We start from the raw sequence: 13148 nt of genomic DNA, 5'->3' as shown, positions 1-13148 counted from the left end.
TCAGCCCCCGCATTTCACGAAGGGCGACGGGTCTTGTCACGCGCGAAAAACAGATCTCGCGGCACCGCGAGAAAAACGAAGAAGCAGTCGGGCCGGATCGGGCGCTGGCTGCTGTCCGTGCTGGTGGCGGGCGTGGTGCTGGTCGGCGGCGGCGCGGGCGCGGTCTGGTGGTGGCTGCAGGCGCCGCTGGTGCTGGAGAAGGCGGGCATCGAGCTGTCGATCGAACCGGGCACGCCGCCGCAGCAGGTCGCGCAGGCCTGGGTCGCGGCCGGGGTGCAGACCGATCCGAGATTCCTGTATGCCTGGTTCCGGTATTCGGGGCAGGCCCGGAAGATCCGCGCCGGCAGCTACGAGATCCACGCCGGCGTGACGCCGCGCGAACTGCTCGACAAGATGGTGCGCGGCGACCAGGTGCTGGAACAGCTGCGCCTGATCGAGGGCTGGAACTTCCGCCAGCTGCGCGCCGCGATCGCGGCCGCGCCGGCGCTGAAGCAGACCACGGCGGCCATGACGGACGAACAGATCATGGCGGCGCTCGGCGCGCCCGGACAGGCGCCCGAGGGGCGCTTCTTCCCCGACACCTATGCCTACAGCCTGGGCGTCAGCGACCTGACGGTGCTCAAGCGCGCGCATGCGCTGATGCAGAAGCGGCTGGAGAGCGCCTGGGCCGGCCGCGGCGACGGCTTGCCGCTCAAGAGCGCGGACGAGGCGCTGGTCCTGGCCTCCATCGTCGAGAAGGAAACCGGCGCCGCGGCCGATCGCGGCCTGGTGGCGGCGGTGTTCGTCAACCGGCTCAAGGTGGGCATGCCGCTGCAGACCGATCCGACGGTGATCTACGGCCTGGGCGCGGACTTCGACGGCAACCTGCGCAAGATCCATCTGCAGACCGACACGCCGTTCAACACCTACACCCGCGGCGGCCTGCCGCCGACGCCGATCGCGATGCCGGGCCTGGCCGCGCTGCAGGCGACGCTGCATCCGACGCCGTCCAAGGCGCTGTACTTCGTGTCGCGCGGGGACGGCACCAGCCAGTTCAGCGAGGATCTGGCCGCGCATAATCGCGCGGTCAACAAGTACCAGCGCGGCCGCTGAGGCGCCCGCGCTTCGCTTTTTCCGCGATTTCCATTCCTTTCATCCTCCTCCATCCGGGTACCGAGAGAGCACAGCGCGTGAGCGGTCGATTCATCACCTTCGAAGGCATCGACGGGGCGGGCAAGTCCACCCACATCGAGTCCGTCGCGCAGCACCTGCGCCAACGCGGCGCCGAACTGGTCCAGACCCGCGAGCCCGGCGGCACGCCGCTGGCGGAGTCGCTGCGCGGCCTGTTCCTGCACCAGGACATGGACGGGCTGACCGAGGCGCTGCTGGTCTTCGCCGCGCGCCGCGACCATGTGCAGCGCGTCATCGCGCCGGCGCTGGCGCTGGGCCAGACGGTGCTGTGCGACCGCTTCACCGACGCGAGCTTCGCCTACCAGGGCGGCGGCCGCGGCATGGACCTCCAGGTGCTGGCCACGCTGGAGCAATGGGTGCAGCAGGGGCGTCAGCCGGACCTGACCTTCTGGTTCGACGTGCATCCCGCCGTGGCGGCGCAGCGCCGCGCGCAGGCGCGTGACGCGGACCGGCTGGAGCAGCTGGATCTCGACTTCTTCGCCCGCGTGCGGGCCGGTTATCAGCGCCGGGCCGAGGCGTCCCGGGGGCGCATCGTCCGCATCGACGCGGGCGACACGATCGAGGGCGTCGCGGGCCAGATCCGCGCCGAGCTGGAGCGCCGGGGATGGTGACCGAGGCGTCCTTGAGCGCCGACGGCGCCGCGGCGCTGGCCGAAGGCGGCCAGTTGCCGCTGCCCTGGCTGGCGGAGCCGCTGCATCAGGCGCTCACGCAAGGCCGCAGCCATGCGCTGCTGCTGCAGGGCCCGGCGGGTGTCGGCCAGTTCGACCTGGCGCTGCTGCTGGCGCAGGCCTGGCTCTGCGAGGCGCGCACGTCCACCGACCAGCCCGGCTGCGGCCGCTGCGCGAGCTGCCACCTGCTGCGTTCGCGATCGCACCCCGACTTCCAGGTCCTGCTGCCCGAAGCGCTGCGCGAAGCCCTGGGCTTCGGAGCGATGGAGGCGGACGGAGAGGGCGCGTCCTCGGCCAAGGCCAGCAAGACCAAGCCCAGCCGCGAGATCAAGATCGAGGCGGTCCGCCAGATGCTGTCGTTCGCGCAGGTCAGCGCGGCACGCGGCAAGGCCAAGGTGGTCGTCGTCTATCCCGCGGAGGCGCTGAACACCATCGCCGCCAACGCGCTGCTGAAGACGCTGGAGGAGCCGGCCGGGCTGCTGCGTTTCGTCCTGGCGAGCGCTGCCCCGCAGCAGTTGCTGCCGACCATCCGCAGCCGCTGCCAGCCGCTGCAGATGGCGCTGCCCGGGCGCGAGGCCGCGCTGGCCTGGCTGACCGGGCAGGGCGTCGACCAGCCCGGCGTCCTGCTGGACGCGACCGGCGGCCGCCCGCAGGAGGCGCTGCAGTGGAGCGAGGAAGGCATCGCCGCCAGGACCTGGCTGGAGCTGCCGCGCCGCATCGCCAAGGGCGAAGCGGTGGCGCTGACCGACTGGCCGGTGCCGCGCGCGATCGCCGCGATGCAGCGCCTGGTGCACGACCTGATGCGCATCGCCCATGGCGCGGGGCCGGCCTACTTCCCGCGCGACGCGCTGCCCAAGCTGCCGGCAGTGCGCACGGCGCTGGACCAGTGGGCCAGGACGCTGCAGCAGGCGGCGCGCCACGCGGATCACCCGCTCAACGCCGGACTGCTGATGGAGTCGCTGGTGGCCCAGGGGCAACAGGCGATGCGGCCGGCGCGCTGAACAATGCGGTAACCAAGTCTGACCCCGGGACGCCGCGAGTAGACTTGCCGCCATGAGCGAACTCAGCCTGAAACCCATGAGCACCACGCCGCCCGCGTCCGCCCCCGTCCCGGCTCCCGCCGGCGGTGCCCGACCCAGCGTGATCCAGCTGGTGTTCAAGGAGAAGGGCGCCCTCTACGCCGCCTACATCCCGATCTTCTCGGAGGGGGGCGTGTTCGTGCCGACCACGCGCGACTACAAGCTGGGCGAGGACATCTACCTGCTGATGACGCTGCCCGAGGATCCCAACCGCTACCCGGTCGCCGGCAAGGTTGCCTGGCTGACGCCGGCCAATGCGTCGGGCGGCCGCACGCAGGGCGTCGGCGTGCGTTTCCCCGGCGACGAGAAGACCCGCGTGATCAAGCTCAAGATCGAGGAACTGCTGGGCACGGCCATCTCGTCGGCCAAGCCCACGCAGACGATCTAGGCGATCCGAGATTCCGGAGGCCGGTGGGCCTGCCCGCCGGATCGGCCGCCGCCCCGACGTTCCAGCGCCTGGCCATGCGCCGCATGAGCTGGGCGGAGTTGTTCTGATGTACATCGATTCCCACTGCCATCTGAGCTTTCCCGAGCTCAAGTCCCAGCTCCCCGACCTGCTCGCCGCGATGGACGCGGCCCAGGTGACGCAGGCCGTCTGCATCTGCACGACGATGGAGGAGTTCCCCGAGGTCCGGGCCATCGCCGATGCGCACCGGCAGCTGTTCGCGACCGTCGGCGTCCATCCGGACAGCGACGAGGTGCACGAGCCCAGCGTTGATGAACTGGTCGCGGGCGCCGCGCATCCCAAGGTCGTCGCCATCGGCGAGACCGGGCTGGACTACTACCGCCTCAACGGCCGGACCATCGAGGAGATGGAATGGCAGCGCGAGCGCTTCCGCAACCACATCCGGGCCGCGAAGCGGACGTCCAAGCCGCTGGTGATCCACACCCGCTCGGCGGCCGAGGACACGCTGCGCCTGATGCGCGAGGAGGACGCGGGCCAGCCCGGCGGCGTCGTGCACTGCTTCACCGAGACCATGGACGTCGCGAAGGCCTCGCTGGACCTGGGCTTCCACATCTCGTTCTCCGGGATCGTGACCTTCAAGAATGCGGCGGACCTGCGGGAGGTCGCGAAGATGGTGCCCGCCGACCGGATCCTGATCGAGACCGACAGCCCCTATCTCGCGCCCGTCCCGTACCGCGGCAAGCTGAACCAGCCCGCCTACGTGCCGCACGTGGCGAAGCTGATCGCCGAGGTCCGCGGCGTGTCCGTCGAAACGCTGGCGGCGCAGTGCACGGCGAACACGCGGCGGCTGTTCCAGCTGCCGGAGGCGGCCTGACATGGCGATCCGCCCGCGGCGGACGGGATGGAACGTCCGGGCGGCGGTCGCCGCGGCGATCGCGTTCATCGGCCTGATGCTGGGGGCGACGTCCGGGGCGCCGGTCCTGGCGCAAGGGCGCTTCGGAGCGCCGCCGCCGGCGGCATCGGCCGACACCGCGGCGCCGCCTGAATTGCACGTCGCCGCCCGCAACGACCACGCCGGCACGGTGATGAAGCTGCTGCTGGAGGGCGTCGACCCCAACGTCCGCGACCGGCAGGGCAACACGGCGCTGCACGTGGCGATCCGCGAGGAGTCCGGCAAGGCCTTCGAGGCCCTGCTGAAGAGCCCCGGCACCGATGTCGGCGCGATCAACCAGGCCGGGGAGACGCCGCTGATGCTGGCGGCGCTCAAGGGCCAGCTGGAATGGGCCAAGACGCTCGTGAAGCGCGGCGCGCTGGTGAACGAGCCCGGCTGGTCGGCGCTGCATTACGCGGCCGCCGGACCGAACGAGCACCTCGTGCGCTGGCTGGTGGAGCAGGGCGCCGACATCGACGCCCGCTCCGACAACGGCACCACGCCGCTGATGATGGCGGCCGGTTACGGCGGCCTCAGCGGCGCCGACGTGCTGATCGCCGCCGGCGCGGACGTCACGCTGAGCAACGACCACCAGATGACGGCGGCCGATTTCGCCCGTCGCGCGGGCCAGGACGAGATGGCCGACAAGCTCGACAAGCTGGCCCGGGCGAGGCATCCGTCACGCCAGAGTACGTCGCCGTGACATCGCCGTGAGGCGCTTGCTGGCATTCCCCTAGGAATCCGTCTGACACGCGGTTTGGTCCGCCACCCACTGTCGGCGGACCGGGTCGGTCCCTACAGTTCATTCCATGCCGACACGGTGTCGGCGACGCCCTCAGGCCCTCGCAAGCTGGCCCTTCGGAATCGACTGAATCCCCCTGGAGACCGACATGCAGACCACGACCCAAGACTTCGCCGCCAACCCGTTCGCGATGCTGCTGGATCCCGAGCGCGTCGCCCACGAAGTGGCCGCCTCCGAACGTCTGTCGCGCCTGCGCAGCCGCATCTACCGCCCGCTGGACAAGCCGCTGATCGCGCACGTCGGTGCCGCCGACCAGGCCGCGTTCGACGACGAGGTCGATGCCACCGAGCTGACCGAAGCCGACCTGCTGCCGCTGGACGACGAGCCGTCCGACGGCGCCGTGCTGAGCGCCTGATCCCTGCCGGGGCAAGGAATCCGTCGGTTTGCCATCGCTGTTTTTCGTCGCTTTGTCAGCCCCGTCTGACTTGCGCTTCCGACAGCCGACTACACCGCGGGCCCCGCGATCTCCCTAGCATGACGCTCATCAAGGTCGACTTATCGTGTGACCGAGCCCCACAGCCCTCCTGGAGACTGTCATGCGCCGCCCCCGAGTCCTCACCCGCCACGCCGCCGATGCATTGGGCCTCTCCGTCGAGAGCCGCTGGCGGCTGATGGTGGCGGTCAGCCTGCCGGTCCTGGCGATCGGCCTGCTGCTGACACTGGGCGGCTGCGCCTCGATGGACGGCCGACCGGGCACGCCCGCCCCCGACGCCACCACCGGCGCCGCGCCGGGTGCGGTGCCTTCCGTCCTCGGCGGCAACCTCTGGTCCTCCCGGATGGAAGATCGCCGCCAGGCATTGATCCAGGCTGGCGCCGCCGCGGGCATCAGTGTTGCCCGTACGCCGGACAACCAGCTCAAGCTGAGCGTGCCCGCCGATGCGTCCTTCGACATCGGCCGTTCCGAACTCAAGCCGGCGCTGCGCCCGGTGCTCGACGAGGTCAGCCGCAATCTGGACGACAGCGTCCGCGTGACCATCGTCGGCCATACCGACAGCTCGGCGGGTGATGCGGTCAACGGCCCGTTGTCGCTGGACCGCGCCGAGGCGGTGCGTGAATACCTGGTCCACCACGGCGTCCGGCGCGGCCGGCTGCTGGTGGAGGGCCGGGGAGGCCGACAGCCCGTGGCCAGCAATGCCACTGAGGCCGGGCGGGCCGCCAATCGTCGGATCGAGATTTTCCTGTCGCAACCCGCGTCCTAAGTTGTTTTCAAGCACGGGAGTTGAGTCATGAATGCCTTCTGCCCCCGATACGCCCTCCGCGCCGCGCTGATGCCGGCGACGCTCTCGCTGGCCGCGCTCGCGCAGGCGGCGCCCGCCGTCGACGCGACGCCGAGTTCGCTCGACGATCGCGTCGAGCTCTCCGGCCGGAGCCTGGCGGAGCGGACACGCCATCAAGCCTTGCGTGATGCCTCGTCGGGTGTCTCGTCAGGCTCGCGCTACACCGTGACCCAGAGCGCCGCCGAACCGCTGGCCACCGCCAATCAGTCCGCCGGCGCCGCGGGCTGGTACGGGCGTGCGCCGCAGGCCACGCAGACGATGTTGTGGGCCAGGCCGCTGGCCGGCAACGGGCTCCGGGTCGGGGTCGGTGTCGAGCAGCGAGGCGCCGCGTTCGGTGGCGGCTTGTACGCGACGCCCTACCAGAACCTGCGCCCGGGTGCGGCGGGCGACGCCGGCGTGCTGGTCGGATTGGCCATGCCCACCGGGCCCCGGTCCCACGCCTTCGTCCAGACGCCGCTGATCGACGCGCAGCGCGCGCAGATCGATGACCTCAACGTCCCGGGGCTCAACAACCGCGATCAGCGCCAGGTGCGCGTCGGACTGGCGTTCAACAGCCGCAAGCCGTATGCGGACCTCCGCAAGGGCTTCAAGATGGAACTCAGCGGGCAGTCGTCGCTGACCTTCCGGCCGCGGGGCGGGCGCGTCGGCGTGACCTTCCAGAAGATCTGGTGAGCTGCCGACGTCGCAGCGCCTCCTCCCTCCACGAAAGCCGGCGCGAGCCGGCTTTTTCGTTGGTGCCAGGCCTTGACGTCCCGCGCTCCATCCTGCGCATCACCCGCGCGTTCTGCCGTCGTTACTCCCGCGGACGTGGCCATCCGGGCCTGGTAGGTCCTCTCCTACAGCGCATCGGTTGCGGCTCCGACGCGCGTTCGCGGTGAGGGACTGCCCGTGGCGGACGGCCCAGTCCCTAAAGTTCACTTCATCGCGGCACGGTGCCGCGCAGGAGAACCGAGATGCTGCACTACGCCGTCGTCTTTTTCGTCATTGCCTTGATCGCCGCGCTGTTCGGCTTCGGCGGCATCGCCGCCGGCGCCGCGAGCATCGCGAAGATCCTCTTCTTCGTCTTCGTGATCATGGCCGTCGTCACCTTCGTGATGAGCCTGCTGCGAAAGTGACGTCGCCGGACCTGTCCGCCGACCCCGTCACTGACTCCCCCCACAAGAACCAAAGGATGACCATGAACAAGCACGCCACCACCGCCCTGATCGCCGCCGCCCTGAGCCTGTGCGCCGGCATGGCGCAAGCCGCCAACTTCTCGAAGTCGGTCTACGACGGCGCGAAGGACGACATCAAGAAGACCTACAAGGTCGACAAGGATGCGTGCGATCAGTTGTCCGGCAACGCCAAGGACATCTGCGTCAAGGAAGCCAAGGGCCGCGAGGACGTGGCGCTGGCCCAGCTCGAATACAACTACAGCGGCAATGCCAAGGACGAGGCCAAGCTGATCGAGGCGCGCTACGAGGCCCGCTACGACGTGGCCAAGGAGCGCTGCGACGACCGCTCGGGCGAAGCCAAGGACGTGTGCCAGCGCGAGGCCAAGACCTCCTACGAGAAGGCCAAGGCCGAACTCAAGATGAACAAGAAGGTGGCCGCGGCCGTCGATGACGCGGAGGAAACCCGCGTGAAGGCCGACTACAAGCTGGCTGCCGAGAAGTGCAACACGCTGTCCGGCGATGCCAAGGACGTGTGCGTGAACTCGGCCAAGGCGCGCTACGCCCAACGCTGATCGGGAACGATTCAACCCCGGTGGGGGGCGCTTGCGATCCGATGTCGTTCGCGCCTGACGTTGCACCGGCGGATCCGGACGCACAACTCGAACATTGTCCGGATCCCCCTGTCGACACCCACTGCAACGGCGCCCCCACGGGCGCCATTTTTCATGGGTCATGCCGGCGCGGGCGCCGGCCGCTCACCAGCCGCTCACCAGCCCGCTCACCAGCCGTAATAGGACTTCTGGTTGAAGCAGGTCGCGCTCTTCACCGTCTCATCGGAACTGTCCGAGATCTTCGCCGTCCAGAGGTTGGCGGCCTTCGACACACGGGTCGCCGACAGGCTGGCGATGCGCTCGTTGAAGTAGGTGGTGTACGCGTTGTAGTAGCTCACCCGTTGCGGCGGGCCGTTGTGCCAGGACGCGGCGCCATTGCACTCCAGTCCTCCGTTGACGATGTTGATGATCGTGCCGATGCGGAATGCCATCACGCCTTCGTCGCTGGTGTCGCCCGGGGCGACGGGGCCGGTGGTCTTGCCGGCGACCGTCATGCCGGTCCTCAGCTGCGGCAGGCCGGCATCGGTGCCCGAGGTCGACACGTGGGTCACGTCGCCGTACAGCACATCGTGCGACGAGGGCTTCTGGCCTTGCGGCGTCATCCAGAACCACACCCCCGAGAGGATGGACAGCGCGCCGTTGGAGGCGACGAGGTCCGGACGTTGCAACAGCATGTCGCGAGCGGGGACGACGTCGCGCATCAGGCCGTTGTCATGCAGCCAGTAGGAGAAGGCGCCGTAGTTGTAGTTCCAGGACAGCTGGATGATCCCGCGGCCATGGTACGAGCGGCCCTTGACCGGCGGAAAGTCGGTCGAGCCCGCGTCGATGTAGCCCAGCGCCGGGCTGGTGCCGTCGGCATTGCTGGCATAGCCGACTTCCTCGACCCAGTACAGCCCGCCTTTCCAGACCTGCGTGCGCACGCCCGCGCGGTCCTGGTAGGGCTGGATCCACGGGGCCGGCGCGCCTTCCCAGGAGCCGGAGGTCTCGCGCGATGCCTTGGCCCAGAACACCAGGAATTCCTGCGCCTGCTGCTTGACCGTGCCTTCGTTCAGGAACTGCTTGTAGCCGTTGCCCTTGGCCCACCGGTTGTATTCCAGGACCGCGCGGCGGAAGGCCGGCAGGGTGAAGGTGTCGGTCGAGCCGTCGGCCTTCGCGAACGGAGCCGCATTGCGCGCGCCGCCATCGGCGACCAGGCGCCCGGAACGCATCGGGAACATCCAGTCCCAGTCGGCGTCGGTGACTTGGCGAAGGAAGGCGTAGCCGTCCGCCGGCAAGGTGCTGCCGACGTCGCCGGTCGGTGCGGGCGTGGCCGGCGGTGGCAGGCCCGTGATGACCGGAGGCACCACCGGCGTGCCGATGGGCAGTGTCACGGCCTCCTCCGCCGGCTGGGGCGGGAGCTTGTCGATCATGACGTCGATCGATGGCGTCTCGGCGACGTCCGGGGCCAGTATCACCGGGTCGGTGGGCGGCACGGGCTGGGTCGGCGGGAGCGTGGGCGGATTGGGCGCCAGCGCGCTCGGGCAACCGGCGAGGGTCTCCCATGGCGTCTGCCAGTCGTGTTCCACCGGCTGGGTGGGATCGGCACTCCTGTTCCAGTACTTGGCCTTGAAGCAGCTCAACTGACCTTGCCAGGTCGCCGAGACGATCGCGCCTCCGGTGTAGGCCGACGCCGCGTTCCAGGCGGGCGCCAGCTCGACGCTCATGCTGCCGTCGGCGCCGACCACCCTCGCGTGGCCCACCAGCTTCCACGGACCGTCGTTGTTGACGAAGCTGGGGGCATCGCCCTGCGTCCACCAGGCGTTGACGAACACGCCTTCCTTTGTCTGGCCGTCGACGACGGCCCGGTAGGTGACGTACTGGTTGGCGGCGGTATAGGCCGTCGTGGCGTTCCAGGCGGCGGCGTTGACCGGGGAGTTGTCGGCGGCGGAGAAGACCGGCGCCGTCAGGATCAGCGCGCCGGCACCGGCGGCGATGACGATGGCCAGCGCGAGGCGCAGGTAGTGACCGCCGCCACGCGTCCGTGTCGGGATCTCATTGACCATAGAGCGCCTCGCCGATCTGGTTGTAGTTCTGGACGGCTTCCGCGTAGGAACCTTCGCCACTGTTTTCGTAGAGCGTCTGACGCTTCACGGGAATGGCGGGGGCGGTGACTGCCGCGGCACTCGCGATGCCGGCGTCGGGCATCGATGCGTCACCGCCTCCGCAGGCGGTGACGACCAGGGCGCCGAACAGCATCGGCGTGACAGCAACGGAAATGGCCGGACGAGCCGGCCATCGAAGCAGGGAGAGAAGGTTGACGAACAGTGATTTCATGAGGGCACTCCGGGTTGATGGCTTCGGTTGAAGCGGAGCGCCCATGTTCGGAATTCGTCCTGTGACCTCAAATGGCTCGTGTCTGTTGCCGGTGTGTTTTGACTGACAAATCGAAGTGGGTCACACCCACCAAGTGAGGTCAGGCGAGGCCGGCCTTGTCCAATCCGAAGGCCTTGTCCTGCGAGCCCGGAACGCTCTGGAACGCGACGTTGAGGCGGTTCCAGGCGTTGATCGACGACACCAGCCAGGTGAGGTCGGACAGGGCCTTGTCGTCGAACTGCTCGCGGACTTCCGCATAGACCGCGTCGGAGACGCCGGCTTCCGGGATGCGCGTGAGCGTCTCGGTCCAGAGCAGCGCGGCGCGTTCACGGGCGGAGAACAGCGGCGACTCGCGCCAGATCGCGACGTGGTGCAGGCGCAGCGGCCGCTCCCCGCCGATGACGGCCTGCTTGACATGCATGTCCAGGCAGAAGGCGCAGCCGTTGAGCTGCGAGGCGCGGATCTCGACCAGCACCTGCAGCCCGTGCTCGAGGCCGCTCTCCTTCAGGGTCATGGACAGGTCCACCAGCTTCTTGAAGGCGGCGGGCGATTGCTGCATGTAGTTCAGACGTTGGCTCATGGTGGGCTCCGTGATGAGGGGGAAGAAAGTGACGGGTTGGTATCCACAAGACGGGACAGCCTCCGCACTTGTGACGTCGCCTTGCGCCCAAGCGCGCGGAGCGTCTCGCTAAACTGGCCGGCGCCCGCCCAAGAAGGCCTTGAACACTTCGTGCCGTGACCGCTCCTGCCACTCCGTCTTCTCCCTCCTCCGGCGCCGCGCCGGGCCCCAAGACCAGCGTCTTCCGCCATCCCGGCTTCACGGCATTCCTGATCTGCCGCCTGGCGGCGGTGTTTGCCGGGCAGATCCAGGCGGTCGTCGTGGCCTGGCAGGTCTACGACCTGACCCGGGAGCCCTTGGCCCTGGCCTATGTCGGCCTGGCGCAGTTCATCCCGATGTTGCTGCTCCTGCTGCCGGCCGGCGACCTGATCGACCGTTTCAGCCGCAAGCCGATCCTGGCGATCAGCTGGGCCGTGAGCGCCTTCTGCAGCCTCGCGCTGTGGTGGCTGTCCGGCCACGGCCACGCGGGCGTGACCGGGATCTATGCCGTGCTGGTGCTGTTCGGTTGCGCGCGGGCCTTCTCCGGTCCGGCCCTGCAAAGCCTGCTGCCGCAGATCGTGCCGCGCGAGCAACTGGCGCAGGCGATCGCCGCCAACAGCATGCTGCTGCGCGTGGCCAGCATCGGCGGTCCGTTCCTGGGCGGGATCCTGTATGCCTTCGGCGGCTCGGGCCTGACCTATCTCGTGTGCCTGGCCTGTTTCGCGCTCGGGACCGCGCTGCTGATCGGCGCGGTGCCGGTGCGCTTCGCCGCGCCGCCTTCGCCCGCCGGCGGGAACATCTGGCAGCGCTTCGGCGCCGGCATCCACTTCATCCGTTCGCGGCCCATCATCCTCGGCACCATCTCGCTGGACCTGTTCGCGGTGCTGCTGGGCGGCGTCGTCGCCTTGCTGCCCATCTACGCCCACGAAGTGCTGCATGCCGGTCCGGAAGGACTGGGTGCGCTGCGCAGCGCGATGGCGGTGGGGGAAGTCACCGCCGGCCTGTATCTGAGCCTGCGTCCGTTCAACCGGCACGTCGGGAAGACGATGTTCGCCGCCGTGGCGGTGTTCGGCCTGGCCAACCTGGTGTTCTCGCTGTCGACCACCTTCTGGCTGTCGTTCGCGGCGTTGGCGATCGCCGGTGCGGCGGACATGGTCAGCGTCTACATCCGGGGCGCGCTGGTGCAGTTCTCGACCCCCGACGAGATGCGGGGCCGCGTCAACGCCGTGAACATGCTTTTCATCGGCTCGTCCAACGAGCTGGGTGAGTTCCGCGCCGGCAGCGCGGCTGCCGCGCTGGGCGCGGTGCCCGCGGCGGTCACGGGAGCGGTGTGCACGCTTGGCGTCGTCGCGGCCTGGGCGGCGTTGTTCAAGCCGCTGCGCACGGTCGACCGCTTCGAGGAAGCGACCCCCGCCGTCACACGCTGAGCCTGTCGCTGACCCTGCCGCTGACCCTGTCGATACCGCAAAGAAAAGCCGCGCCGACCCGGAGGGTGCGACGCGGCAACAGGGAGGATGCAGTCAAGCGGTGCAAACGGCAGGCCTGCCGGAGGTCTTCACCCCTTGCCAGAGGCGGTTGAGGCGTCAGTCGCCGGTCAGTGGCTGTTGCGGCCCCGGACGGCCGGCGGCAGGTAGTCCTTGCCCACCATGGCACGGGCGAACAGATAGTTGTTGCGGGCGCGGGCGGGCAGGCTGTCGAGGTCCACGTGGCCTTGCGGGTCGCAAGGGAAGGACATGGCGCGTCCGGCGTCGAAGAGGGATTCGAAGCGGATCTCGAACTGCGACGCAGCGGCGTCGGCGGCGATCTGGAGGCTCATTTGGGTTCTCCTGGTGAGTTCCTTTGCTTTCACTATCGGCGCTGGGCCGGTCGCTTCCCATCAGTGCAGCGCGGTGCGCGGTGTCGGCGCCGGGAGGTGGTCCGTGTCCGACGTCGTCCTACAGCTTGTGGGCACAACGGAAGTGCGTCGGATGACGTTGACGGTGCGGCGGTGATTCGCCCGGGACTTCACACAGATTTGCAGTCCTGCCTCGCCCGCTGACCTCGATGTGGGAGAGCGCCTACAGCGCCTCGCGGTGGCCGCCGCTTCGCCGTCGTCGCGGG

The 13148-nt window shown here is 69.2% G+C and carries 16 protein-coding genes; 12 read left to right on the top strand and 4 right to left on the bottom strand.

Annotated elements, in window-relative coordinates:
- The first annotated feature begins 96 nt into the window (after positions 1–96).
- The 11 genes from mltG (at position 97) to AC07OZ_RS06935 (ending at position 8059) form a co-directional block, all read left to right on the top strand.
- Complete coding sequence (gene mltG / locus AC07OZ_RS06985; protein WP_495466496.1) at positions 97–1092, top strand: endolytic transglycosylase MltG; 996 nt, start codon at positions 97–99, stop codon at positions 1090–1092.
- Between the two features lie 77 nt (positions 1093–1169).
- The gene (gene tmk, locus AC07OZ_RS06980) at positions 1170–1781 is read left to right on the top strand and encodes a dTMP kinase (protein ID WP_495466415.1); all 612 of its coding nucleotides are present in this window, start codon (positions 1170–1172) and stop codon (positions 1779–1781) included.
- Positions 1775–2839, top strand: a complete 1065-nt coding sequence (gene holB, locus AC07OZ_RS06975) for a DNA polymerase III subunit delta' (RefSeq protein WP_495466414.1) — start codon at positions 1775–1777, stop codon at positions 2837–2839. Before tmk ends, holB begins: the two co-directional genes overlap by 7 nt.
- 76 nt (positions 2840–2915) lie before the next feature.
- Positions 2916–3305 carry a PilZ domain-containing protein gene (locus AC07OZ_RS06970; RefSeq protein WP_088407064.1) on the top strand — a complete coding sequence of 130 codons (390 nt, stop codon included), beginning with the start codon at positions 2916–2918 and terminating at the stop codon, positions 3303–3305.
- 106 nt (positions 3306–3411) lie between these two features.
- Positions 3412–4197, top strand: coding sequence for a TatD family hydrolase (locus tag AC07OZ_RS06965; RefSeq protein WP_495466413.1), 786 nt, complete (start codon positions 3412–3414; stop codon positions 4195–4197).
- A 1-nt stretch (position 4198) separates the two neighbouring features.
- Positions 4199–4957 (top strand): ankyrin repeat domain-containing protein, encoded by a 759-nt coding sequence (locus AC07OZ_RS06960; protein WP_495466412.1) that lies wholly within the window; start codon positions 4199–4201, stop codon positions 4955–4957.
- Positions 4958–5144: 187 nt separating this feature from the next.
- Positions 5145–5411 carry a hypothetical protein gene (locus AC07OZ_RS06955; RefSeq protein WP_495466411.1) on the top strand — a complete coding sequence of 89 codons (267 nt, stop codon included), beginning with the start codon at positions 5145–5147 and terminating at the stop codon, positions 5409–5411.
- A gap of 181 nt (positions 5412–5592) precedes the next feature.
- Positions 5593–6255: an OmpA family protein gene (locus tag AC07OZ_RS06950; protein WP_495466410.1), complete on the top strand. Its 663-nt coding sequence runs from the start codon at positions 5593–5595 to the stop codon at positions 6253–6255.
- 27 nt (positions 6256–6282) lie between these two features.
- Entirely contained in the window at positions 6283–7005 is a 723-nt protein-coding gene (locus AC07OZ_RS06945; RefSeq protein ID WP_495466409.1) for a hypothetical protein, read from the top strand.
- Positions 7006–7286: 281 nt separating this feature from the next.
- A complete protein-coding gene (locus AC07OZ_RS06940; RefSeq protein WP_067270282.1) occupies positions 7287–7448 on the top strand; it encodes a DUF1328 domain-containing protein in 162 nt (53 codons plus the stop codon).
- Between the two features lie 62 nt (positions 7449–7510).
- A complete protein-coding gene (locus AC07OZ_RS06935; RefSeq protein ID WP_495466408.1) occupies positions 7511–8059 on the top strand; it encodes a hypothetical protein in 549 nt (182 codons plus the stop codon).
- Positions 8060–8265: 206 nt separating this feature from the next.
- Here the strand turns inward: AC07OZ_RS06935 and AC07OZ_RS06930 are convergent, their stop codons facing one another.
- The 3 genes from AC07OZ_RS06930 to AC07OZ_RS06920 form a co-directional block, all read right to left on the bottom strand.
- Complete coding sequence (locus AC07OZ_RS06930; protein ID WP_495466407.1) at positions 8266–10140, bottom strand: glycoside hydrolase family 19 protein; 1875 nt, start codon at positions 10138–10140, stop codon at positions 8266–8268.
- Positions 10130–10411: a hypothetical protein gene (locus AC07OZ_RS06925; protein WP_495466406.1), complete on the bottom strand. Its 282-nt coding sequence runs from the start codon at positions 10409–10411 to the stop codon at positions 10130–10132. Before AC07OZ_RS06925 ends, AC07OZ_RS06930 begins: the two co-directional genes overlap by 11 nt.
- Before the next feature lie 139 nt (positions 10412–10550).
- Complete coding sequence (locus tag AC07OZ_RS06920) at positions 10551–11030, bottom strand: carboxymuconolactone decarboxylase family protein (RefSeq protein WP_495466405.1); 480 nt, start codon at positions 11028–11030, stop codon at positions 10551–10553.
- 155 nt (positions 11031–11185) lie between these two features.
- Here AC07OZ_RS06920 and AC07OZ_RS06915 point away from each other — a divergent pair, with 155 nt between their 5' ends.
- The gene (locus tag AC07OZ_RS06915; RefSeq protein ID WP_495466404.1) at positions 11186–12475 is read left to right on the top strand and encodes an MFS transporter; all 1290 of its coding nucleotides are present in this window, start codon (positions 11186–11188) and stop codon (positions 12473–12475) included.
- 167 nt (positions 12476–12642) lie between these two features.
- Here AC07OZ_RS06915 and AC07OZ_RS06910 read toward each other — a convergent pair whose 3' ends face one another.
- Entirely contained in the window at positions 12643–12864 is a 222-nt protein-coding gene (locus AC07OZ_RS06910) for a hypothetical protein (protein ID WP_495466403.1), read from the bottom strand.
- Between the last annotated feature and the right edge of the window lie 284 nt (positions 12865–13148).

The sequence above is a fragment of the Roseateles sp. GW821-FHT09G03 genome (assembly GCF_059416045.1).
This window is presented reverse-complemented; position numbering and strand designations above follow the sequence as displayed.

Coding starts and splice junctions, on each gene's coding strand:
- AC07OZ_RS06935 (WP_495466408.1), top strand. CDS start 7,511: ATGAACAAGCACGCCACCACCGCCCTGATCGCCGCCGCCCTGAGCCTG.
- AC07OZ_RS06940 (WP_067270282.1), top strand. CDS start 7,287: ATGCTGCACTACGCCGTCGTCTTTTTCGTCATTGCCTTGATCGCCGCG.
- AC07OZ_RS06925 (WP_495466406.1), bottom strand. CDS start 10,411: ATGAAATCACTGTTCGTCAACCTTCTCTCCCTGCTTCGATGGCCGGCT.
- AC07OZ_RS06910 (WP_495466403.1), bottom strand. CDS start 12,864: ATGAGCCTCCAGATCGCCGCCGACGCCGCTGCGTCGCAGTTCGAGATC.
- AC07OZ_RS06950 (WP_495466410.1), top strand. CDS start 5,593: ATGCGCCGCCCCCGAGTCCTCACCCGCCACGCCGCCGATGCATTGGGC.
- holB (WP_495466414.1), top strand. CDS start 1,775: ATGGTGACCGAGGCGTCCTTGAGCGCCGACGGCGCCGCGGCGCTGGCC.
- AC07OZ_RS06920 (WP_495466405.1), bottom strand. CDS start 11,030: ATGAGCCAACGTCTGAACTACATGCAGCAATCGCCCGCCGCCTTCAAG.
- AC07OZ_RS06965 (WP_495466413.1), top strand. CDS start 3,412: ATGTACATCGATTCCCACTGCCATCTGAGCTTTCCCGAGCTCAAGTCC.
- AC07OZ_RS06945 (WP_495466409.1), top strand. CDS start 6,283: ATGAATGCCTTCTGCCCCCGATACGCCCTCCGCGCCGCGCTGATGCCG.
- AC07OZ_RS06960 (WP_495466412.1), top strand. CDS start 4,199: ATGGCGATCCGCCCGCGGCGGACGGGATGGAACGTCCGGGCGGCGGTC.
- AC07OZ_RS06955 (WP_495466411.1), top strand. CDS start 5,145: ATGCAGACCACGACCCAAGACTTCGCCGCCAACCCGTTCGCGATGCTG.
- AC07OZ_RS06930 (WP_495466407.1), bottom strand. CDS start 10,140: ATGGTCAATGAGATCCCGACACGGACGCGTGGCGGCGGTCACTACCTG.
- AC07OZ_RS06970 (WP_088407064.1), top strand. CDS start 2,916: ATGAGCACCACGCCGCCCGCGTCCGCCCCCGTCCCGGCTCCCGCCGGC.